Source organism: Bradyrhizobium sp. cir1, from assembly GCF_014198245.1.
GTDB lineage: Bacteria > Pseudomonadota > Alphaproteobacteria > Rhizobiales > Xanthobacteraceae > Bradyrhizobium.
In genome coordinates this window covers 140,850-164,578 of record NZ_JACIHE010000002.1, presented here as the reverse complement: position 1 = coordinate 164,578, position 23,729 = coordinate 140,850, and the positions used below count along the sequence as shown (strand labels likewise).

Genomic DNA, 23,729 nt, shown 5'->3' with positions numbered 1-23,729 from the left:
CGCTGTCTCGGGATCTCTTACATATGCAAGCGTGACTTCGATCCGCTGCTCGCGAACCGCCTTCGAAATCGTGTCGGCAAACCCGGAAGTTATAGAGACAGGGAATCGGCAAATTAGTCGGGAGGGAATGTTTACGACTTCGACGGCGACCAATTGTAGAGGCGACTCGCCGTGCCCCCCATCAGCCTGGCGCGGTCGCCGTCAGACACCCGGTCTGTCAGACGGAATGCGTCGACACCCTCTTTATAGGTCAGAAATTTAACCGCTCGCGTCCAATCCGTACCCCACAGGCAGCGATCGAAACTGAAAGCGGTGAAGATGCGGTCGAGCGAGTCCCAAATGTCACTGTACGGAAACGGATCCTGCGCCAATGTGCAGGCGCCCGTGATCTTGATGGCCACATTGGGATGGGCTGCCAGCGCCAGCACTTTCGGTAATTCAGCCCACGGCTGAAGAAGTGCTGGCGGCGCCATGGGCTGGGTCAGCCCCAGATGGTCGATAACGATCTGCGTGTCTGGATTCCGGGATGCCAATTGTCCCACCTGCTCCAACCGTCCCCAGCACTGCAGGTTGACCGCCAGTGAATGCTTCACCGCCGCCGCCAGAACCCGGTTCATCCCCGGGTCGGCCGGATCAGCCGAGACATTGTCCCCCATGATAACCCTGACGCCGACAGTGCCTTTTTTTGCCTTCCAGCCGGCGATGTTTTCTGCGACTGCAGGATCGTTCGTGTCCACTGGCTTGACCAGGCAGAACCGATCTGGATGTCTTGCCTCGACTTCGAGAACATAGCCGGGATCGTATCGATACATCGCGAACGGCGACACCAGAACCGCGCCATCGACCCCGACCGCATCCATTGCCACAACCATCTGATCGCCGGTCATCTCCTCCGGCCCGACCAGGGTGCTGGCCCAAGGTCGCTCTGCATGATTACGCTCATAGCAGTGAACTTGTGCGTCGATGGTCTTCCAGGTGGAAGCACTGACTCTCTCTGGTGCTCCGGCAGCGGCGATTGCTCCAACCGATACTTTAATGAAGTCGCGTCGACGTAACATCAGCTTTCCTGACTCATCGGCCAGATCCAACTCTGGGGGCCATCAATTGCAGAGGTCTATCGCTTCGCATGCATCTGCTGCATTGAGGGATATGACATCCGGAGTGTTGGCCTGGCCGAGACATCAATTGTCTGATCTCCACGCTTTTGCGCAGTTTATCCGCTCAAGCCTTACGGAGCCGGGCCAACTGAATCCCAGAAGTCGCAGTTGTGAAGCTTCGAGTACTCGGCATCTGTCATGCTGGACACACCGGGCAGATCCTGAATCAGCCAACCCGACGCATTAGCGTTCGATACTGGCCACGGGCTGTTACCTGTGCCGTTCGGATTGCCGGTTTTCGCAAAGTTGCCCCAGGAGACAACCATTTGATCAGACAGCTTGGCTTGCTTCTCATTCAACGCTTTTACGATGCCGAGCGGACTACCATGCCAGGAAGGGAATATGTACTGAATATCCATGGTGTGATAGGCGCCAAGATCCTCCATTCCCGGCATATCCGGGAAATACGACGGAGCTGTCGCATCGGCGAACTCATAAGCGTAGACGGGCACGTACTGCGCCATTATCTTGTTTTTCGAACGCAGGTTGCAAAGACGCAGCGCGTCTGAAGCCACACGATTCCAGGCGGCGTAAGGGCTCTTGAAGGCGCTCAAGGGATAGAGGTCCAGGACCTTGGCCGCCGTTCCTTCCGTGTATGCTGGCGGCGCAAAAGTTGAGTTGATGTACTTGTGGTATTGCTCCGCAGTCGGCGCAGTCCGCTTCGCATTGTCCGTGCTGCTGGCGTACACAGGAAGCGCCAAAGTGAAATTCCACTCGTCCCGCGTGCCGCCATTCATCACGGGAACGCGTTGGAACTGACCATTCTTGAACAGCTTGAGCGGCGTATCCGGAACAATCTGTCCATCCACGATGTAGGGCGAGACATACTGGCTAATGGAGTTCGGCGTCCCTGCGAACTCCATGACCTTCTCGGCAGGAAGATGACGCAGGCACTGCGCGACTTCCGGTCCCCTGCCCGATCCGCACCCGGCGGCCTCGGCAAAGGCGATGCCTTTAGCCTCCGCTGCTGCTGCGGTCGTCAACGGAGGAAACGCCATGCAGGAGCTCTGACATATCGCCCGATGGAATAGATCCTTGGCGAAGGGCGAAACCATATGGAACTGGACATCGATGGCGCCCGCGGATTGACCCGCAAGCGTGACGTTGTCTTTGTCGCCACCGAACAGAGAGACATTGCGTTGCACCCATTTGAAGGCCGCGATCTGATCAAGCAACCCATAGTTCGCAAACGGGTGTCCCTCGTTGTTTAGAGCAGGATGCGACAGGAAACCCATCAGGTTCAGCCGGTACGCCATCGTGACGACGATAGCTTTGCCCTTGGTCACCATCTTGCTGCCATCATAGCCGGGCGTTTCCCCGTCATAGTTTCCGCCCCCGTGGATGAACACAATGACGGGGAGCGGCTGCGACGGCCTGACTTCCGGAGCGAAGACGTTCAGGTACAGACAGTCTTCATTATTGTTCGGAGGTCCTGAGAACACGCCAAGGGTCGTCTTCAATGCACAGATCGGCGCAAATTTCGTCGCCGGCAGAACATTGGTCCATCGCGCGTGATCCTTTGGCGGCAGCCAGCGCAACTCACCCATCGGGGGCTCGGCGTAGGGAATGCCAAGGAACTTGGTAACGCCGTTCGAGATGAACCCCTGGACCGGTCCTTCCTTTGTTTCAACAACAGAACTGAGCTTCTCTTCGGGGGTTTGATCCTGCCCGGCGGCCAATGCGGACGATGAAACGCCCAGCGTTCCCAACGCGATGGCAAACCCGACGCCAAGACCAGCTTTCCTCGCGGCTTTGCGCACGATCGATCTGTTTGAATTTGGGCGGCGAGCGTACCTGGGGCGCGGACTCGTTGCCTGCAGTGCATCAACAGCCGTCAGGCACAAGGTCGCCCACTGTCTTGAGAGTCGGATCATGCGTCTTCCTAGCCTCACCCGTTCAAAGCGCTGCGGTACTTCATCCGTCCGGCAGGTCAGCACTATCTCAAGCATCAAGCAGCCAAATGCGGGCCAGTCACGATGCAAGAGAATGCGCTTCCCCGTCGTATCTTTGTATGATGGAACGCGACCCGATTAGAAGATGAACGTTTGTACGTGGCGGACGAAGAAGAGGTCCTCGCTCGCCGAGTGGTCACGCGAGGCTAGTCGGCTGCTTGCGTCACGTACCGGGTTTGGCTGCCGGAGTGATGCTTACTCGATCGCCCGCCTCGGAGTTCGTTTTCCCGGGGAGCGCTTCGATCGAGGGCTGTTCTATCACCTTCATCCCGGCTTCAGCATTGCGCTGGCCGGTCGCATCACGCTCTCGACCTGGTATCACGGGCGATCGCCATGGTGGCGGCGAAGGATAGTCTTCCGAAGACCAAGAACGTGAACCTGGTCGCCGTGCGTTGTTGAAGATTGTCTCGGCCGCCATCCCGATGCGACGCTTCGATACGGGAAGAGAGCCTGGACCCCGGTCCTCAACTGGACGATCGGAGCGATGCTCCGTTCCCTTCCAGCCATGCCCGAATCTCGATGGCCGTGATGCGGCCCACACCATGTTCAGCGAGCAACTCGTCGAAAGAGTAGGCTGCGGCTATCTTCACCAGGTTCTTCGCCCTTGCTGAAACCGATTTTCCTCCGAGGTTCGCGTATCGCCCCCTGATGAGGGCATCGATAGCACGTCGTTTCAGGCGGCGACTGATCGATGGATTATGGGCTCGTGATTTCAATTTGACCACCGACGCCGACGAACAGACATCCCCACCATCTTTTGACGCAAGACATATCGCGATCACATGTCCTCACTGAATTGCTGCGTCTCGCCGGTTACGGAAACAGTCCTCGTGTTCGTTTTGCATCGCGCACTCTCTCGACACCGATGGCGAGTGCGGCCGTTCGATGTGAAACGCGGTCACGATCCGAGCGGGCCATGACCTGATCAAATGTTCGATCGAGAAGGCCGTGAAGACGCGACAGCACTTCATTTTCGGCCCAGAATAATTGCTGGAGTCCCTGGACCCACTCGAAATAGCTGACGATTACTCCGCCTGCGTTGCAGAGAATGTCTGGCAAGACGAAGATCTCGTCGCGTCGCTGATCGAGAATTTCGTCTGCCTCGGGCGTCGTCGGGCCATTTGCGCCTTCGGCCAGGATCCTGCACCGCAATCTGCTTACATTTTCGTGTGTGATGACGCGTTCTACCGCCGCCGGCACGAGGATATCGCAACGTTGCGCCATAAGATCTTCGGGCTCGATCGACAACTCGCTAGAGAATCCATGCAATGAGCCTTTGCAAGCTACGTGCCTTTGTAGTTCCGAAAGATCCAATCCTCCCGGACTGTAGTAAGAAGCCGTATGATCGCTTACCCCGATCACTTTTACTCCTCGTTCGGCGAGAGCGCACGCGGTCACGCTGCCGACATTTCCGAACCCTTGTACGATGACTGTCGATCGCTGTGGGCTCAAGCCGATACGATCAAGCGCGCGGCCGACGAGATGCGCGACCCCGCGCCCGGTCGCCTCTCTACGACCTTCGGTCCCACCGGCGGACACAGGCTTACCCGTTACGATCTCGGTGACTGTGCGCCCCTGATACATCGAGTAGGTATCCATGAACCACGCCATGACTTGTTCATCGGTACCCATATCGGGCGCCATGACATCGGTATGTGGGCCGACAAAGGGTATCATCTCCTGTATATACCGTCGTGACAGCGCTTCGAGTTCGCGGCTCGAAAGAGCTCGGGGATCAACGGTTATCCCTCCTTTGGCGCCACCATAGGGGAGTCCGGCCAGTGCACATTTCCAGCTCATCCACACCGCGAGGGCCGCGACCTCTCCAATGTCGACAGTTTTGGCAAATCGAGTCCCTCCTTTGGTTGGACCCAAGGTCAAGTGGTGCTGAACGCGATATCCCTGGAAGACAGTCACTGAGCCGTCATCCCGATGGATGGGGCATGACACGGTTACAGCGCGTTTAGGATAAAATACGCGTTCTCTTTCATCGTCAGGCATCTCGATATGGTTGGCGATTTGATCGAACTGACGCCGAGCCATTTCGAATACCGGCCCAGTATAGATCGTCATAGGAACTCCAATCTCAATCTGCTTGGTATTGTTGCACGACCCTGCGGCCGATACGCCTGGGTCTGCTTGCCGGTTCGAGCGACTCCGGGATCTTGTGATCCGGAGACTCAGATCTCTCCGTCGTCCGACGCAAGCTTGCGGTACGCAGGGGCAAGTCGCTCCAACGCTGAGATCAACCGGTACGGCCGTAGAGTGGAAGGTCCCCGGTTCCGATGTAGCCGTTCTCGAGATCCAGCCGTACGGCCGCCTCTGGCCGCTCCGCCGGATTGCCGAGGCCTCCCCCTCCGCCCGTTTCGATACGAATGTTTTCACCTGTGTTCAGCGTGAGGTGCGTCACCTTGGAGGGCAGTGACTTCTGTCCATCCTGTCCGTAATTCAGATAGAGCCGCGCCGGCTTCCCGTCGCCGCCACCCGCGACACCTGTAGCCGGATGCTTGTGACCATCGGAGCGAGCGGAGAAGATCGTGCCATCCTGCAGCGAGGTGACCTGGCGCACGAGTCCAAGGCCACCGCGATATCTGCCGGCCCCTCCTGATCGTTCAACCAGAGAATATTCATCGACCCGCAGTGGATACTCGTTCTCCAGCGCTTCGATCGGCAGGTTGGAAGTATTGGTCACGTGAACGTGCACCGCATTCATCCCATCCGTGCGGCCCGTCGCAGGCCCGCCACCGCCGAGCGTCTCAAGATAGACGTAGGTTCCTTCGCGTTTCGCATGCGCTGCAGAGAATACGACGGTGGGAAGGTCGTCATTTCCGGATGCCATCAGACGATCCGCCGGCAGTATCTGGCGGAAAGCCCCAAAGATCGCGCGAGCGATCTTCTGGCAGGTGATCGAACGCGCGCCGGTTGCCGCAGGGAAGCGCGCGTTCACGATCAGCCCCTTCTCTGCCCGAATATCGATCGACTGCATCATACCCTCGTTCGGCATGAGCTGCGGGTCGAGCAAAGCCTTGACTGCGTAAAAGACCGTTGCATCAAGAGCACTTGCCGACACATTAAGGGCACCCCTGGCTTGAGGACCAGTGCCCGCGAAGTCGACGACCAGATTGCCGTTTTCGACCCATACGGTCGTGGTTACAGGCACCGGATCCCCACCCGAACCGTCGTCGTCGAGATGGCAGGTGAAGGCGCCGCGCGCATTGCCCAAGGCATCGATCCGCATCTGGAGCCGTCGCGCCGTGTAGGAGAGGATGTCGCCAACGGCCTGCTCTACCGCTTCAATGCCCATCTGTCGGATGAGACCATCAAGGGCAGCGTTACCCTGATCATTCGTCGCCATCTGCACCCGAATGTCGAGCACCCGCTCCTCAGGCTCGCGCGTGTTCTGCGCAATGAGATCGAGAAGGTCCTCGCGGACTTTGCCATTCTCGACGATCAAGATCGGCGGCAGGCGTATGCCCTCTTCAAAAACGGTGCGCGCATTAGCGGAAACAGAGCCCGGCACGCTACCACCCACGTCTGAATGGTGCGCGATGTTGGCCGTGAAGAAACGCAGCTGCCCGTCCGCGAACATCGGCGTAACAACCGAGATGTCGGGCATATGGGTGCCGCCGGCAAGATAAGGATCATTGCTGATGAATGCTGTGCCAGGGCGAATCGTCTCCACCGGGAAACGTTTGAGAACGGCCTGAACGCTCCCCCTCAAAGATCCGAGATGCAGAGGGATGTGGGAGGCTTGAGCCACAAGGCGGCCGCGCTTGTCGAACAATCCAACCGAGCAATCCTTCCGCTCTTTGATGTTGGTCGAGAACGACGATCGAATGAGCGTATTTCCCATTTCTTCGGTGATTGTCAAAAGGCGGTTCGAGAAGACCTCCATGGAGATCGGATCTGCCATGGCCTGGTCGCGAGAGATGCCTGTTTGGGCGATTTTCACGTTGCTCATCCCACTGCCTTCATGCTGACGATGATGATGTTTCCGGCGCTATCGACGTGGAATCTCGCATCCGGGGGAATGAGCGTCGTCGAGCTCATTTCCTCTATGATGGCCGGTCCGGAGAACTCCGTTCCGAGAGGTACGCGGCTTCGTTCATATACCGGCGCTTCGATGCGTCCCGAGTTGCTCGAAAACAGCACGGCGCGACTACCTATGCGCGCATCCGCCAGCGAGCCGCGATTATCCGAATGGAAGTCGTTGCGGGGCTTCGGCACGAGACCAACCGCCTTGATACGACAATTTACGATTTCGACCGTTCGGCCGGGAATATCGTATCCGTATTCAGCGTGATGTCCTTTTGCAAATTCGATCAGGAACTCATCGAAACTCATGTCGGCATCGGCAGGCACGGCCACAGCAACCTCGAAGTTCTGCCCCTCATAGCGCGCCTCGACAAACTGGACGTAGCGCCGCAGACCGACCCCCACCTTCTCCCCTTCGAGCCAGGCGGCGCCCTGTCCACGCATGTCGGCGAAGTTTTTCTTGACGATCGCCCAGGCCGACAGGCTCGCGCTCTTGATCAGCGTACGCACGAAATCGAGACTGATGTCGGACAAGAGGATACCGCGCGCGCACATGGTTCCCGGCTCGCGGGGAATGATTACTGTCGGGATGCCGCATTCGGCGGCAACGTCGCAGGCGTGAAGAGGGCCGGCGCCGCCGAACGCCATCAGCGCGAACCTGGATAGATCGTGTCCCCGTTCCGTCGAGACGGAGCGGATGGCGCGCCCCATATTGGCGTTGGCAATCCGCAGAATTCCGATTGCCGCATCTTCGAGGGGCAGTTCCAGAGGCGTTGCGACGCGTTCATCAAGCACGTGACGGGCCTCGTCCTCCTTGACCTTCAATTTACCGTTCAACAGGGTTGCGGGACTCAGCCGATGCAGAACGACATTGGCGTCGGTAACGGTTGGCATTTCACCGCCGCGACCGTAGGCAACCGGCCCGGGGACGGCGCCGGCACTCTGAGGGCCAACCTTCAATGCACCGGCGTCGTCGATCCATGCGATCGAACCACCTCCAGCCCCGATCACGTGGATATCGACCATCGGTGTCTTGACCGGATAGTCGGCGACATTGCGGTTCGACGTAAATTGAGGTTCTCCATCGACGATGACGGAAACGTCGGTGCTGGTGCCACCAACATCGAAAGTGACGATGTTCTCGAAACCAGCCTCCCTGGCGACGACAGCTGCACCGACAACACCGGCAGCAGGACCGGAGAGGCAAGTCCGGACGGGGAACTGACGAACTGTCGGAATCGACATCAGCCCGCCGTTGGAATGAATAGTATAAGGAATGACCGGCGAGCCGAGCGAGGAGACATTCCTGGCCAGTCGATCCAGATAAGTCTGCATTCGAGGTCCCGAGTAAGAGTTCAGCACTGTGGTCGACAAGCGTTCGAACTCGCGGAACTCCGGTAGAAGATCGGACGAGGTCGTGACGTAGACGTCGGGAAGACGTTCGCGCAAGCGATCGCGGACCACGGACTCGTGCTCTGCGTTGACGTAGCTGTGCAGGAAGCAGATCGCGACCGCCTTGACATCTGCAACTATCAGCTTCTCGATGATGGCATCGACCTCCGCCATGTCGACCGGCCTCAACTCGTTTCCGGTACTGTCAAGACGCTCGCTGACTTCGAAGCGTAGCACGCGTTGCACGAGCGGCGGCGGATTGTGCACCTGGTAATCATAGAGATGGGGCCGGGTCTGACGACCGATTTCGAGTACGTCGCGAAAGCCCTTTGTCGTGATCAGCGCCGTCTTGGCTCCCTTGCGTTCGATGACCAGATTGGTCGCAACGGTCGTGCCGTGTCCGATGAAGCTGACATCGGAGGGACTGATCCGATACTCTTCCAACATCTCGCGAGCACCGGTCTGAATCGCTTCCGAGGGATCTGTGGGTGTGGAGGATACCTTGTAGAAGAGCACCTCTCCCGTCGTGTCATTCAGCAATGTGAAATCGGTGAAGGTGCCACCGACATCAACTCCAATTCGGTACATGGGATCTATATTCCTTCAGGTTGGACGGGGGATGCGGTGGCAGCCACTGCCGCAGCAGCCGCGATGTCATCGCGGATGCATGCATGCGAGTGGCCGCTGCTCACTTCACGTAGCGTTGGAACCCTCGACGCGCAGGCCTCCAGGACAAAAGGGCAACGCGTGCGAAAGGCGCAGCCACTTGGCGGATCGGCGGGGCTGGGAGGCTCGCCTTGCAACAGAACCCGGGGCCGCGCCCGCGCCGTACGTGGATCGACGACCGGCGCGGAAGCAAGCAACGCACGGGTATAGGGATGGCGCGGCCGACGGTAGAGAGACTCTACCGACGCCATTTCGACAATGCGGCCGAGATACATGACCATGACGCGGTCCGCGATAAATTTGACGAGGCCGAGATCATGCGAAATGAAGAGCATGGCGACATTGGTCTCGCGCTGAAGATGAGCGATCAGGTTCATGATCTGCGCCTGGATCGAAACGTCGAGCGCAGCCACCGGCTCATCGGCGACGATAAAGCGCGGCTGGGCGGCCAGGGCTCGGGCGATTGACAGGCGCTGTCGCTGCCCGCCCGAGAATTCGTGGGGAAACCGGCGCAGGTGCTCCTGTGTCAGGCTAACCTGTTCAAGCATCTTGACCACGCGCTGGCGTCGCTCCTCCCGGGATCGAGGACCCGTGAGATCGACCGCCTCGCCGATAATCTGCTCCACGCGCGATCGGGGATTGAGACTACCGAACGGGTCTTGAAAGATGATCTGCATCTCGCGGCGCAAGGCGCGCATACGCGATGCGCTGATCCGCGTAATCTCGGCACCGTCGAACACGATACGACCCGAGCTGGGTTCGTGGAGCCGCAACACGGTGCGACCGACGGTGCTCTTCCCCGAGCCTGATTCGCCGACGAGGCCCAACACCTCGCCGGGCGCGATATCGAAGTTGACGCCAGCGACCGCACGCACGGGCGGAATCGTCTTGTCGAAAAAGCTGCGTGAGCCACCGTAATACTTGGTGAGGTTCCTGACGGACAGAATGGGGTTCCCGGACATCAGATGTCCCTCCAGCGAATGCATCGGACCTCATGACCGTCGTTGACCGCCTCAATCAGCGGGACGCCACGATTACAATCGTCGACAGCGTGAACGCAGCGGGGCGCAAACCGACAACCGGGCGGCAATGCCGTCGGGCTCGGTACCGCGCCCGGGATTGATATCAGTTGTGTCGCACTGTCGTCGTCCGATTCATCATCTCTCGGCACGCTCGCCAGGAGGCCTCGCGTATAGGGATGGCGAGGATTGTAGAAGATCTCATCCACGGTGCCTTGTTCAACAGGTTGACCGCAATACATCACCACAACCCTGTCCGCGACTTCGGCGACAACGCCGAGATTGTGCGTGATGAAGATCATCCCGATCGCCTGTTCCTTGCGGATCACATCGAGCAGAGTGAGAATCTGCGCCTGCACGGTCACATCGAGCGCGGTCGTTGGCTCATCGGCGATCAGGAGCTTTGGGCGTCCGCACAGCGCGATCGCAATGGCAACGCGCTGGCGCATGCCTCCGGAAAGCTGGTGGGGATATTCGTCCAGTCGCCGCGCTGGATCCGGAATGCCCACTCTGCGCAGTTCCTCCTCGGCTTGCCGCCGGGCGCAATCCCGGGTCATCTCGCGCTGCACCAGCAACGCTTCCTCGAGTTGAAAACCGATCGTGTAGACCGGGTTGAGGCAGGCCATCGGTTCCTGGAAGACCATACCGATCTCGCGGCCACGATAGGAGCGAAACTTCTCCGCCGGCACCTGTGAAAGGTCGATCGTATGGGCCTTGTCGCGATCACCCGGCGAGTAGAGGACGCGCCCGTCGGCAATGCGGCCGATCCGGCTTGGCAAGAGCTGCATGATCGCCAGCCCCGTCATCGATTTTCCGGACCCGGACTCGCCGACCAACGCTACCGTTTGGCCGGGCTCTACCGACAGGGAAACTCCGTCAAGCGCACGGATCACGCCGCCTGGGGTCGAGATTTCGACGACAAGATCCTTCACTTCGAGCCGCTTTCCCTCAGCAATGCTCGGTGGATCTATCCGCAAGGGACGATTTCGCAGGCTGCGAAAACGGCTCGGCGACTGAAACGTCGGGACCGATGCTTTCGGATCCAGGCGGTCGCGCAGCAAGTCGCAGACGCGATTGATCGAGTAGATGGTGAGAATGAGAGCAACACACGGCCATACGAGCTGCATGGGCGCTTGATACATATACGGGCGCGCACCGCGAATCATCACGCCCCACGAACTGTCGGGCGGAACAACACCGAGACCGAGAAAGCTGAGGCCGGATTCCAGCAGGATGCAGGATGCGACCACGAGTGAGAATTGCACCAGGATCGGTCCGATAACGTTGGGCAGGATGGTACGAAACAGGATTCGGCCCGAACGATGTCCCAGTGCCCGTGCTGCTTCCACATATTCAAGCGTCCGGACGGACAGGACTTCTCCGTAGGTGACCCGCGCGTAGGCCGGGACAAACAGAATTGCCAGCAGCACGGTCAGTGTTTCTGTACCCGGCCCGATCAGAGCGACGGTTAGCAGCGCCAGCAACATCGGCGGAAACGAGAGGATGATATCGAGAGGCCGCATCGCGAGGATCTCGAGCCACCCGCGAAAATAGCCTCCGATCAGACCAAGGATCACGCCAACGGTGCCGCCAAGAAGAGCCGCTATCATCGACACCGAGAGCGAGGCACGGGCGCCGAAAATGATCCGGCTCAATGTGTCACGGCCAAATTCATCTCCGCCAAGCCAATGCCTGGCACTAAATCCGGCATGACGATTCAGTACGTCCATGGCAACTGGATCAGCGATCGGCAATAGCGGCGCGAGGATCGCGACGGCGATAACGACCGCCAGAAAGCCGATAGCCAGTATCTGGGTGGAGTATTTTGACATTCGCACAATCACCGAGCACGGACTCGTGGATCGAGCAGTCCATAGAGCAGGTCTACGCCCATATTGATCAACACGAAGAGAATGCAGATGACCAGGACAATGCCCTGGACCGCAGGATAGTCCCGCTGTTCTACAGCCTGAACCAGCATTCCGCTGAGACCAGGCCAGTTAAAGACGTATTCGACGAGGACTGTGCCGCCAAGCAGCGTGCCAATGTGGAGGCCGAGCACCGTGATCACCGGTGAGAGCGAGTTGCGAACGACATGACGCAACAAGACACTTCGCTCGGTGAGGCCTTTAGCGCGCGCGGTACGCACCCACTCGCGCTCCAGGAATTCGAGGATTGAGGTTCGTGTCATACGGAAGACGACCGGGATGAGCCCGACTGAGATGCTGATCGCCGGCATTGCGAGATAGACGACGTGCTTCAAAGGATCTTCGGTAAAGTCGGCGTAGCCGCCGGCAGGGACGAGCCGCAACGTCTGTGAAAAGACAAGGATCATCAGCGTTCCGGTAACGAAGATAGGTAACGAGAGCCCGAGGCTTGCGAGCGAAGAGAGCAGCCCGTCCCAAAAGCTTCCGCGACGCAGGGCGGCCAAGATTCCCGCTGGCATGCCGATGAGAACCGAAGCCACCGCGGCCGAGACGATCAGTTCAACCGTGCGAGGCAGTCGCCGAATGATCTCTGCGCTGATCGAAGCATGATCCTGAAAGGAAGTTCCGAGATCGCCGCTGGTGATCCTCGCCAGATACGCCAAATATTGGTCCCAGAGGGGCCGGTCGAGGCCGAGGCTGATGCGTAACGCGTCGATGGCTTCCCGGCTGGGTGCCATTCCGCCGCTGGTCATCAGGACCTCGGCCGGATCGCCCGGTACCAAATGAAGCGTCAGAAAGATCAATGTAGCGACGGCGAACAGCGTTGCCAGAGCAGTTCCTGCCCGGCGGACGAAGTAGTTCATGGAAGCTCCGGTGTTCGGAAGAGCAGGCCTCAGGGACGGCAAACCAAAGGCTGCCCCTTTTTCCAGCAAGAGTCACTTCAGCTCGGTCTCTTCGAGCTTCAATGCGCTTTGGAATGAGAGAAAGCCCGGCAACGGAGCGAATCCCTTGACCGCATTGCGGACGCCCCAGACTTGCGGGCGCCAGATGAGCGGAATGATCGGAACGTCGGCAATCGCCAACCTTTCGACTTTCGCGTAGATGGCGGCTCGCCTGGCGGTATCCATTTCCCGGCGCCCTTCGTCCAGAAATCTGTCGAGCTCGGCATTCTCGTAACCGAAGGGTCGCGTGTAGGAAGCCGGCTGCCCCCCGCCAATGTACCCGGTAACGGCGTCTGGATCGTTGTAGGCACCAGAAGTGCCCTGGACAGCCAGATGATACTTGCCTTCATTACCGAGCGAAACACGGGAGGCCCAGTCCGGCAGGCGCATATTGGCATTGATGCCGACCGCGGCGAGATTTTGCTGCACGACGATGGCAGTGTCGTTGTGCTGGGCATATTGCGACGTCGACAAAAGCTGGATGGTCAGGTTGGAAACGCCAGCGTCCTTCAGCAGCGCTCGAGCCTTTACTGGATCATAGGCAAGGCGCTCCTTGACGAGGGATGGATCGTAGGCCGGGTCGGTCGGTACTGGCAATCCATCGATCGGCTTACCCATGCCCGAGAAGCCAAACGAACTGACGGCGGCTCGATCGATGGCGTAGCTCACGGCACGGCGGAGCCGCACATCGGTAAACGGCCCCTCCTTTGTGTTGAACAACAAGTACATGAAAGGGCCATCGACTGAGGCAGCATGCGTCGACGCTCCTTGCTCGAGACGGCCCATATTCTGGGTGGAGACATATTCGATGATGTCGATGTCGCCCGACTCGAGCGCGGCCATCCGCAAACTTTCGTCTGGCATCGCGACGAAACGGATGACCTCGAGCTTCGGCAGGTCCTTGCGATAGTAAGCCGGAAACGCCTTGACCGTAATGGCGCTTCCACGGTCGATGCCCTGGAGCGTATAGGGTCCTGCACCAATGAAATTGGAAGCGGCGGATTTACGCGACACAATGGGCGCATATCCGCTTGCGAGGACCTGGGAGAAGACGGCATTGGGCTGTTTCAATGTAAGCCGTAGAGTCTTCGGGCCGGTCACATCGATCTTGTCGATGATTTGAAAGTCCTGGCGTAGATAAGCGGTGGATTTTTGAGCGCCTATGCTTTCGTAGGAGAACTTCACATCCTCCGCTTCGACAGGCGACCCGTCGTGAAAGACCGCATCTTCCCGCAGGTTGAATTCATAGGTGGTCGAGTCGACCTGCTTGTAGTCAGATGCAAGTTCGGGGCGCACCAGGCCGTCAGCACCATACGACAGGAGGGAGTGATAGAGCACCAGCTTGACGGTCAGCGCCGCCGTCCCGGAATATTCGAAGGGGTTCAAACTGGGAGGGAAAGACGACAGGCCGAAACGGAGCGTGCCCTTGGCCGCAGCGCGAGCCACTTCCATAGGCGCTCCAGCGATCGACAAGATCGTCATGGCGCTCGCTGCCCCCACAAAGCGGCGTCGGCTTACGGATGGCACGAAAGCAATCTGTGTCATGACTCAATCTTCCTCGGAATGGCGTGCATGCGCCCCCCCCCTCGCCGATCACCTCGGGAAAACCTGGCGACGTCGGTCGTTGTGCTCTAATTGCTATTGGGAATTTCGGATCGCGGGTCATAGAATAGACCTCTGTTTCCGCTCCCAATATGAGGTTATTAGAGTTGGTTTCGCGAACGGCACAAATAGCGTATTGATCGTAGCCTATTCAGATATGTTATACCTATGATCAATCATAGACAGCTCGAGGCCTTCCATGCCGTCGTGGTTATGGGAGCTACGACCCGCGCGGCCGAAATGCTCGCGGTTTCGCAGCCGGCAATCAGTCGCCTGATCAAGCAGTTGGAACATGCCACCAAATTGAAGCTGTTTGAACGGCGCAACGGCCGCCTGATTCCGACCCGGGAGGGCTTGCTCTTTCACGCGGAGGTCAGTCGCGCGTTCCAATCATTCAGCCGTCTCGGAGCAATTGCAGACGACATTCGCAACTATCGATCTGACACCTTGAAGCTGGGCGCGTTACCGGCGTTGGGCTTCTCATTCGTGCCGCATGTCGTGGGGAGCTTCCATGAAACGTACCCGCGGACAACGATCAATCTCGAGGTCGCAAACTCCGATACGGTGCGCGATCTGGTCGCCGCGGGACAGATCGACGTTGGTTTTGGCGCTGACGAGATCGATATTTCCGGAGTGTTCGCCGAGCAGTTTACCCTACCACCCGCGGTTTGCGCCCTGCCGCGCGGGCATGATCTTGCGCGAAAGGCAGTTATCAAGCCGGCGGATCTGGCCGATCAGCCGTTCATTTCGTTGTCGCATGCCGATCGTGCCCGGCGTCGGATAGACAAGCTTTTCGATGACCTGCACATCGCACGCAACGTCGTTGCCGAGACTCATTTTGCCCTGTCGATTTGCCAGATGGTTCAGCAAGGCATGGGGGTCGGTCTGATCAATCCCTACTGTCTCGATACCGTCGCCGCAGATAGCCTGGTGGTCCGCCCTTTCCTCCCGAAGATCACATTCAAGACGATGATGATCTATGCACCGGACCGTCCGATCACCGGCGCGGTCGAGGCGTTTCGCTCGGTCTCGCACAAGATGGCAGTCCCATTCCTGCACACACTCATGCAGCGCTTCGACGTCTTCATCAACGGTGAGGGCGAGCGCGCCTTTGGGCAACTGACGGAGCCCGGGCCCTGGATCCGCAATCCGCTCGCTTAACGCTTAATAGCCCAACTGCGGATCAATCGTATTTCGTAACGGACGCCCCGAGCTTGCTCGTTCGAGGTTGTCGGCCAGGATTGCAAGGCAACGATCGACGTATCCGTCGGGTGCGTCCGCTGAAACGTGAGGAAACACCATGAGATTGGGTACGTCCCACAAGGGGGCATTGGCCGGCAGCGGCTCTTTTTCGAACACGTCCAGAATGGCACCGGACAGATGTCCGCTGACCAATGACGAAACAAGCGCCGCGTGGTCGATCACACCGGCCCGGGCGATATTGAGAAGACTTGCGCCCTTCGGCATAGCAGCGAATGCGCGTTCGCCCATGATTCCCCGCGTTTCCGGTGTCAGCGGACAAGCCAGGATCAAAATATCCGCTTGCGCCAGTTCATTGTGAAAGCAGTCGGGCGTTGTCATGTGGTCGACAGCGGCATGCTGCCTGCCGTTACGACGGATGCCGCTCACATGGAAGCCGGCAGAATGCAGCCGTTCGGCGACTGCCCCGCCGAGCGCTCCCACGCCATAGATCAGTGCGCGGCGTCCGGCGGCCACACCACGCAGCTGCCTCTTCCAGGAATGGAACCGCTGGTTGGTAGCGATCAACGGCACCCGCTCGTGCAACATCAACGCCGCCATGAGGCCGAATTCGCCGACCTTGGCAGCATGAACACCGCTGGCATTGGTCAGCGCAGTTGTGGGTAAGAGCCAATTGAAAGGCGCATAATTCTCGACGCCGGCACTGGTACACTGGATCAGTTTCAGATCTCTGGCATCAGACCGGATGACTTCTGTATCAAGTCTGCCTGCAACGAGAATGTCGGCGCGGCGCAAGGCCTCCAGATTACGCTCGTCGGAAAAGCAACAAGTCAGCTCAGCCGGACGGCAGACCGAATGAAGGCTTCTCAGAATCGCCTCAGCGCTGACGTTGTACGCTGGATCGCGGCCGCGGACGTTCTCGACATAAATCCGCGGTGCCGAGGCCCAAGCCCTGGGAGCGGTCGTTACCATCGGTTTACGCCCTTTCCCGAACCTGGCGATAAAGGTATGGCTCGATGCGCTTGCGATCGAGAGAAACGCCATAGCCGTGTGTCTGCGGGATGGTTACCTTGCCGTTCCGAACCTGTGGTTCGACGGGATTGTCGACTAGCGCAAAATGCTCGGGAACGCGGAAGGGATACAGTTCCTGGATCAGAAAGTTCGGAATGGCCGCATCGAGTTGCAACGCGACAGCAGACGCCACCGGGCCCGCGCAGATATGTGGAGCGATCCGCATCGAATAGGCCTCGGCCATAGCCGCAATCTTCTTGGTTTCCATAATGCCTCCGGTGTTACCGATATCCGGCTGCAGTACACCAGCTGCCTGCGCCTCCATGACCGGGCGGAAGCCGTAGCGCGTATAAAGGCGCTCGCCGACCGCGATGGTCGTGTCGAGCTTGTTTGCAACGATTTTCAGAGCCTGGACATTCGTCGGATCGACCGGCTCCTCAAGAAACATAAGATCGAACTCTTCAAGGGCGCGGCCAACCTGGATTATGGCGTCAGTCGTGAGTTCGGCGCTCATATCAACCATGATATCGACCGCAGGTCCAACTGCAGAGCGCACCGAGCGGACCATGTCCACGGCATGATCGCGCATGGCACGATCATAGTGACGCAAAGAGACGTGCTTGAATATTCCGTTTGGATGTTGCGGATCGACCTGGCTGAGTGGATAAAGTTTAAGAGCATCATATCCACGTGAAACTGCCGTTTCTGCCGCTTTGGCGATCTCCGCCGGAGTGGTGGCGCGAAAAGACCAGCCGTTCGCATAGACACGCACTTCGTCGCGATATTTGCCGCCTAGCAACTCGAAAACCGGTACCCCCAGCGCACGCGCCTTGATATCCCAGAGAGTCTGTTCGATAGCGCTAATAGCTGCGAAGACAATGGGTCCGCCGCCCTTGGCCCAAAACGTATGGTCGTAGAGATCGCTCCAGATTGCTTCGATCTGGAATGGATCCCTGCCGATGACGAACCGCGCGGCGAATTCGGCAATAAGCTCGCAAACAGCAGTTGCACCCGAACCATACGCCAAGGCCGCTTCGCCAAGTCCCGAAATTCCTTCGTCGGTGAGCGCCTCACTGATGACGGGTGTACGCCCATCGATACCTGCCTTGAAGATATTGAATCCCGTAATCCGCATCAGTTTCTCCAACTTGATCGCGCGCACCGTATGGAGACCGCGGGGTCGGGTCCAATATCAAGGACAACTGAACCTATTCAGAAAGGTTATCGAATAGCGCTCCGGTCCGCTGATTTTTGAATTCGATCAAGTCGATGAGGTTGACGGGAACGAGCAAGCGGATGGTATGATATCAAATGCGGAACGATGCATCGGCTATTCTCAAGGTTATAGCATGCCACGCGCCATCAATCTTCGTCAGATCGAGATCTTCAAGGCGTTGATCGAACACGGAACCGTAAGTCGAGCGGCAGAGGTGTTGAACATCTCGCAACCGGCAGCGAGTAAGCTCCTGATGCATCTCGAGAGTGACACCGGCCTCAAGCTCTTTGATCGTTACAAGGGGCGTTTGGCGCCAACCGCCCAGAGCCTGCGCCTTTATGAAGAGATTGATCGGATCTTTTCAGGCGTCCGGCAAGTGGAAAGCGCGATCGCGCACATACGCCGTGAAGACCAGGGCAAGCTCGTCATCGGGACAATTCCCGGTCTCGGGGGCGCCTTCATCCAACGCACAACGATGAACTTCCTGAAGTGCAACCCGAAGGTCTATTGCTCGGTTCAGTCATTGACTTCACAGTGGATCGCGGAATACGTGCTCACGCGCAAGCTCGATGTTGGCCTTGTGAGCGCCCGAATTGACAATCCTCACCTGGTTACTGATTCTTTGCTTGAGCATCCATTGCTCTGTATCATGCCAATCGGGCACGCACTCTCTCGATTTCCGGTGATTCACCCGGAGCACCTGAACGACATCCCGTTCATCTCATTCAACAGAGACTCCTATACCGGGCAAAAGATTGCAGGCATCTTCGAGAAATACCGCGTGCACACCAATGTCGTACTGACAGCCGACATGAATCCCACGGTGTGCCGGTTCGTCTCCGCCGGGCTTGGCATTTCGCTTGTGCACCCTCTTTTTCTTGCAGGCATGGAGGAACACCTGGTTGCCAGACCATTTGAACCAGAAACGCCGATGGATTTTCTGTTGTGCTATGGCCGCGATGTCCGCAACCTGGATCTCATTTCAAACTTCGTAGAGGAGACGAAGGCAACCGCCGCACGTCTGATTGCGGAGTTAGGAGCGGTCGAAAGGAAGCCGACTCCTCTTGCACGCAAAACCGCCCCCAGCCCTCTCCGCTGACGCGGGCGCGACGTCCGCGTGCGGTTCTAGCAAGGCGAAGCCTATAACCAGCACGAATACGACCGAAAATTATTGGAATTTGACCTGCATTGCGTGATCTCTAGTCTTCACAGTCCAGTGATCGATTTCATCGCAATGGCTGATTGTGGAACACGCACCAAAGATCAACTGGTCTCAGGATCCGTCTCACAGCGATGCAATTTCGCTTTCCGACCTTTTGGCGCGACCACCAATCAAGAACAGAATCCTCACGACGTTATCCTTGTCGGATCTCGATCCTCTCCGCACGTTCTTGCAGCCCGTGTTGCTGGAAAAGGGCGCGGTATTAAATGAAGCAAACAGACCCATAGAGCACATCAATTTCATAGAGTCGGGCCTGGTTTCGCTCATGACACTTGCGAAAGGAAGGACCCTCGAAACCGCAATGGTGGGTCATCAAGGTGTCGCCGGCGCATCGATTGCTCTTGGGGGCCGGCTCTCCATCCACAAGTCGGTCGTTTTAGTACCAGGAACCGCTCTCCGAATTCACAGGGACGAGCTGCTGCGGACAATGGCCGAGCGGCCGAAGATTCGCGAACACCTGTTGCGTTATCTCCAGTCTCTTATGATCCACAGTTCTCAAACAGCCCTATGTGGCGTTTGCCACCAGCTTGAGCAACGCCTCGCATGCTGGCTTTGCCTTGCTTGCGACTTTCTGGACGGCGAGGCATTTGCGATAACACACGACCATCTCTCCTATATCCTCGGCCTGCGCCGCGCTTCCGTAACCGAAGCGTTGATGCGGTTCGAAGACCTCGGATTGGTCCGAAAGGCCCGCGGCCTTCTCGAGGTACGAGAGCGCCAATCCCTCGAACAGCGAGCGTGCGGCTGTTACAGCACAATCTCAAATGCATATGGAAAAGCTGCCGCTCGGCAACCCGAGATCGACCCGGAGAGTGTCGCTCTCTAGTAAAACGAAATATCGGCTCATCTCATGAGCACCGCGCCCGCATTGCCGCAACTCTCTCGTAGGTGACAGTCTCCGGCTTGGCCAACCTGCAAGAACTTCAGACCTGCCGTGCATCCAGGAGATTGGTGCCGCACCGGAGAGGTATCACCCTCGAGTGATCACGCCTGTTGTCGCAATCACACCGGACCGGATCGAGCCGGGGCATTTCCTCCGTCGGGCAAGACAACCTCTTTATCGCGTGCTCGTAACGGCGGATACCGCTCAAACACGCTGGCTCGTTCTGCGAGCGGTTGGCGTCGGCCGATCCAGAACTCTTCAAGCAAGCCGGGTTTTCAACAACATCCAAGTGAAGTTCAGGGCTACACCTGAGAGCGACGCACGTTCGGTACTGTCCGTACGAAAGTGGTTCGCTATCGACACATCCGGCAGCAAAATTCGTCCGCGCCGATGATCTGCTCTTAAGTCGGGTTGGGAATAGCGATACCTTACCACCGCTAAGACAAAGAGTTCGGTGACCGTGCTCGAGTCCGATGCATGTCCGTCGAGCGATCGGCGACAGATGCCGTGGGCAACTCCTGCGGCAGCCCCCCGGGGCGTTTCCTCCCTGACTTGGCCGCCGGCCTCACGAGCCGGCGGTCACTTTCATCCTGGGGAAGTCACGCCTGGATACGGAAAACCACGCTTTCTGGCTGTGAGCGACTACGTCGTGTTACCCCTTGGCGCGCCGGTAATGGCTAACATGCTTTCAACCGTGCTACCATTGATTGCGCCGAGCAGCGAAACTCAACAGACGCGGGCGAGGTCCTCCTGATCTGCCTTGCGAGCGCGCCGCGCTTTAGGGGCCGAACGGATAAAGTCCGCCCCTGCTTCGCTTCGTGGGCAACATCCAACTCTCCAGGGAAGCAAATTTGCGAGAAAGCACAGTGCGCCGGATATTCCAGTCCTTCGTTGATCAGCTGATCGAGGCCGATAGCCAGGAAGATCTTCGACACAGCATGGCCGAGACCACCAGTGCACTCGACCTCACCTGCTTTGCTTACCTTGCCACGTCGCCCAAGCCGCCGATGATGCCGCTGCTTATTTCCAACTACCCCGAGAATTGGACATCGCATTACATGAAGCAGCGGTATCATCGGGTCGATCCGGTCATCGTTCGAGCCATTCAACAACCTGAGCCGTTCGAGTGGGGCGTTGACCACCTGCCAATCGCACACTCGCCCCAAGTCCACCAATTGTTCGAAGAGGCTGCCACGTTTGGAATCCGGTGCGGCTTCACGGTCCCAGTTCACGATGGAAGAGGAGCTATCGCGGCCATTACCTTCGCCACTGACGAACGACATTCTCACTTCCACACTGCGATACGCGAGAACCTTCGGACACTGCAACTCGTAGCGATGTATTTTCATGCCCACGCACAGCGGAAGCTGGGAGTTCCGAATCGTATTGAGCACGTGCCGCTTTCCCGACGCGAACTGGAATGTCTGCAATGGGCCGCACGTGGAAAATCGGCCTGGGATGCTGGTCGCATTCTAGGTATCTCTCATCATACCGTTGCATTTCACCTGGAGAACGCGCGGATCAAGCTCGGCGTCCGATCCACTATTCAGGCCGTCGCGCTTCTTTCTGCGGCCAACGGAAATGCATAGCCTGCTCCATGCCGGGCAACACCTCCCGACCTGAGGAGGCTGTGCATACGGCCAGTTTCGTCTTTGATCCGGGTCCCATCGGCATCGGAGGCGGAGTCATGATACAGGCCATCACGCGAGACTTTTATGGGGCCTTTGCGAACGAACTCCTGGATATGCACCGCCTGCGCTACCGGGTCTTCAAGGAGCGTCTGCAGTGGGATGTTCAGTTCAATAGCGGTGTGGAAGTCGATGAGTATGACGCACTCGATCCAGTCTACCTGATTCAACGCGCCAACGGCGATCGTGTTCAAGGCTGCGTGCGACTTCTTCCATCCAACGGACCTACAATGATACGTGATACCTTTCCGACCCTGCTTGGCGGACAGCCATTACCCACAAATAACTCGCTTTGGGAGAGCAGTCGCTTCGCGGTCCACGTAGGTGACGAGCCACGCAGCATGATGCGAGGATTGACAAGTGCAACTTACGAACTGTTCGCTGGCATGATCGAGTTCGGCCTTTCCCGACGGCTCGTGGAGATCGTGACCGTCACCGACACTCGCATGGAACGCATATTGCGTCGCGCAGGATGGCCGCTGCGTCGCGCTGGAGAGCCGATCCGTCTGGGTCGCTCGGACGCTATTGCTGGCTATCTCGAGGTGTCCAGGGACGCCCTGGCTCGCGTCTGCGATGCAGGCAAAGTCCGTTCCCCGGTACTGTGGGAACCCGCTCTCGGCGCAGCCTGAGCCAGGCCATATCGGGAAGCCACAGCCCACGGCCGTGGGTCAGACAAGTGGACCTTAGACAAGTATGGCTCGCACGATTCGGTCAGCCAGGATCGGACTGCACCACCTGCGCTCGGCAATCGCGGCAGCCGATTGCGGGAGCTTTCGTCAGGCAGCCGAGCTCCTCGAAGTTCGGCATTCCGTGTTGAGCAGGTCCATCAGCCAGTTTGAACATCTCCTCGGGGTCACCCTGTTCGATCGCTCGACAGGCGGCGTCGTACCGACGGTTGCCGGTCGGAGCGCGCTGCGAATGTCCCGCCTGATCCTCGAGCAACTGGATTCCCTGCTCATAGCCAGTCGCGCTCATGGCTACGGCGAGGCCGGACGTCTGTCCGTCGGCTTCTCCACTTCGATGTCGATTGGCGATCTCCGCGCCACCCTCGCGGAGTTCAAAAGACGCACACCGCAGGTTGAACTTTCGACATTCGAACGCTCGCGCGTTCGACTCATGCGCGCGCTCCGCAGCGGAACGATCGACATCGCCATTGCGCCAGGATTTTCCGCCTCCTGCAGCCAGGGCAGTCTTCAGGTGTGGAACGAGCGCATCCTGATTCTGCTGGATAAGGATCACCGTCTGGCCGCCCGGGATATCGTCAACTGGACCGATCTCCACGGCGAAACAGTTATTTTGGGCCGACAAGACCCCGCGAGCCAAATAGAGGATCTCATCGTTTCGAAGCTCATTGCGCGCGACGATCGTCCGAAAATTGAAAGGCATGATGTTAGCCGGGACATCGTGAAGAGCCTCATCAGCATGGGCCTTGGCATAGGCCTCGTCATGGAGTCCGACATCGGAGCATGCTTTTCGGGCCTCGACTATCGCGAGTTGCAAGACGGAACGGGGCCGAGCCGAATTGGCTTTTATGCGCATTGGCTCAAGGACAACGACAATCCTGCACTGAAGCGCTTTCTCAGTCTATTATCCGAACGCTACCCCTTTCCTATTGCCGCGCCTGAGTGAGGATCCATATTCCTGCCTCTTGAGAAACGCATTCCGCAATGAACCGGATTACGATCATCGGCATGACAGTTCCGCCGCTCCGACGGTCCCGAAGATGTATGATGAAGAGCTTCCATCGCCGAAGGACTCGCGCGTATCTGTACGTTTCGTACAAACTTCATCGTTCGCGATTGGCCGAAGTCCCTGCC

At 58.2% G+C, this 23,729-nt stretch carries 17 protein-coding genes; 6 read left to right on the top strand and 11 right to left on the bottom strand.

Annotated elements, in window-relative coordinates; all coding sequences use genetic code 11:
• Positions 1–131: 131 nt before the first annotated feature.
• The 9 genes from GGD63_RS05285 to GGD63_RS05245 form a co-directional block, all read right to left on the bottom strand.
• Positions 132–1,058, bottom strand: a complete 927-nt coding sequence (locus GGD63_RS05285) for an amidohydrolase (protein WP_183239844.1) — start codon at positions 1,056–1,058, stop codon at positions 132–134.
• A gap of 170 nt (positions 1,059–1,228) precedes the next feature.
• Positions 1,229–2,917 carry a carboxylesterase family protein gene (locus GGD63_RS05280; RefSeq protein ID WP_312013090.1) on the bottom strand — a complete coding sequence of 563 codons (1,689 nt, stop codon included), beginning with the start codon at positions 2,915–2,917 and terminating at the stop codon, positions 1,229–1,231.
• A gap of 1,005 nt (positions 2,918–3,922) precedes the next feature.
• Positions 3,923–5,182 carry a Glu/Leu/Phe/Val dehydrogenase gene (locus GGD63_RS05275; protein WP_183239842.1) on the bottom strand — a complete coding sequence of 420 codons (1,260 nt, stop codon included), beginning with the start codon at positions 5,180–5,182 and terminating at the stop codon, positions 3,923–3,925.
• Between the two features lie 172 nt (positions 5,183–5,354).
• Positions 5,355–7,070: a hydantoinase B/oxoprolinase family protein gene (locus GGD63_RS05270; protein ID WP_183239841.1), complete on the bottom strand. Its 1,716-nt coding sequence runs from the start codon at positions 7,068–7,070 to the stop codon at positions 5,355–5,357.
• Positions 7,067–9,124 (bottom strand): hydantoinase/oxoprolinase family protein, encoded by a 2,058-nt coding sequence (locus GGD63_RS05265; protein ID WP_183239840.1) that lies wholly within the window; start codon positions 9,122–9,124, stop codon positions 7,067–7,069. The genes GGD63_RS05270 and GGD63_RS05265 overlap by 4 nt, the downstream gene beginning before the upstream one ends.
• 5 nt (positions 9,125–9,129) lie before the next feature.
• Positions 9,130–10,164, bottom strand: a complete 1,035-nt coding sequence (locus tag GGD63_RS05260) for an ABC transporter ATP-binding protein (protein WP_183239839.1) — start codon at positions 10,162–10,164, stop codon at positions 9,130–9,132.
• Positions 10,164–12,053 carry a dipeptide/oligopeptide/nickel ABC transporter permease/ATP-binding protein gene (locus GGD63_RS05255; protein WP_183239838.1) on the bottom strand — a complete coding sequence of 630 codons (1,890 nt, stop codon included), beginning with the start codon at positions 12,051–12,053 and terminating at the stop codon, positions 10,164–10,166. Before GGD63_RS05255 ends, GGD63_RS05260 begins: the two co-directional genes overlap by 1 nt.
• Positions 12,054–12,061: 8 nt before the next feature.
• Positions 12,062–13,012, bottom strand: coding sequence for an ABC transporter permease (locus GGD63_RS05250; protein WP_183239837.1), 951 nt, complete (start codon positions 13,010–13,012; stop codon positions 12,062–12,064).
• 72 nt (positions 13,013–13,084) lie between these two features.
• Positions 13,085–14,635 (bottom strand): ABC transporter substrate-binding protein, encoded by a 1,551-nt coding sequence (locus GGD63_RS05245; protein WP_183239836.1) that lies wholly within the window; start codon positions 14,633–14,635, stop codon positions 13,085–13,087.
• Positions 14,636–14,860: 225 nt separating this feature from the next.
• On the opposite strand from GGD63_RS05245, the gene GGD63_RS05240 reads away from it, so the two are divergent.
• On the top strand, positions 14,861–15,853 hold the full coding sequence (locus GGD63_RS05240) for a LysR substrate-binding domain-containing protein (RefSeq protein ID WP_183239835.1): 993 nt from the start codon (positions 14,861–14,863) through the stop codon (positions 15,851–15,853).
• A 3-nt stretch (positions 15,854–15,856) separates the two neighbouring features.
• Here the strand turns inward: GGD63_RS05240 and GGD63_RS05235 are convergent, their stop codons facing one another.
• Positions 15,857–16,936, bottom strand: a complete 1,080-nt coding sequence (locus tag GGD63_RS05235; RefSeq protein WP_183239834.1) for a D-2-hydroxyacid dehydrogenase — start codon at positions 16,934–16,936, stop codon at positions 15,857–15,859.
• Positions 16,869–18,038: a mandelate racemase/muconate lactonizing enzyme family protein gene (locus GGD63_RS05230; protein WP_183239833.1), complete on the bottom strand. Its 1,170-nt coding sequence runs from the start codon at positions 18,036–18,038 to the stop codon at positions 16,869–16,871. The genes GGD63_RS05235 and GGD63_RS05230 overlap by 68 nt, the downstream gene beginning before the upstream one ends.
• 214 nt (positions 18,039–18,252) lie before the next feature.
• On the opposite strand from GGD63_RS05230, the gene GGD63_RS05225 reads away from it, so the two are divergent.
• From GGD63_RS05225 to GGD63_RS05205, 5 genes are all read left to right on the top strand, one after another.
• The gene (locus GGD63_RS05225; RefSeq protein WP_183239832.1) at positions 18,253–19,218 is read left to right on the top strand and encodes a LysR substrate-binding domain-containing protein; all 966 of its coding nucleotides are present in this window, start codon (positions 18,253–18,255) and stop codon (positions 19,216–19,218) included.
• 262 nt (positions 19,219–19,480) lie between these two features.
• Positions 19,481–20,167, top strand: coding sequence for a Crp/Fnr family transcriptional regulator (locus GGD63_RS05220; RefSeq protein WP_183239831.1), 687 nt, complete (start codon positions 19,481–19,483; stop codon positions 20,165–20,167).
• A 923-nt stretch (positions 20,168–21,090) separates the two neighbouring features.
• Positions 21,091–21,813 (top strand): LuxR family transcriptional regulator, encoded by a 723-nt coding sequence (locus GGD63_RS05215; protein ID WP_183239830.1) that lies wholly within the window; start codon positions 21,091–21,093, stop codon positions 21,811–21,813.
• Positions 21,814–21,911: 98 nt separating this feature from the next.
• Positions 21,912–22,541, top strand: coding sequence for an acyl-homoserine-lactone synthase (locus GGD63_RS05210; RefSeq protein ID WP_183239829.1), 630 nt, complete (start codon positions 21,912–21,914; stop codon positions 22,539–22,541).
• 64 nt (positions 22,542–22,605) lie between these two features.
• The gene (locus GGD63_RS05205) at positions 22,606–23,541 is read left to right on the top strand and encodes a LysR family transcriptional regulator (protein ID WP_183239828.1); all 936 of its coding nucleotides are present in this window, start codon (positions 22,606–22,608) and stop codon (positions 23,539–23,541) included.
• Positions 23,542–23,729: the final 188 nt, after the last annotated feature.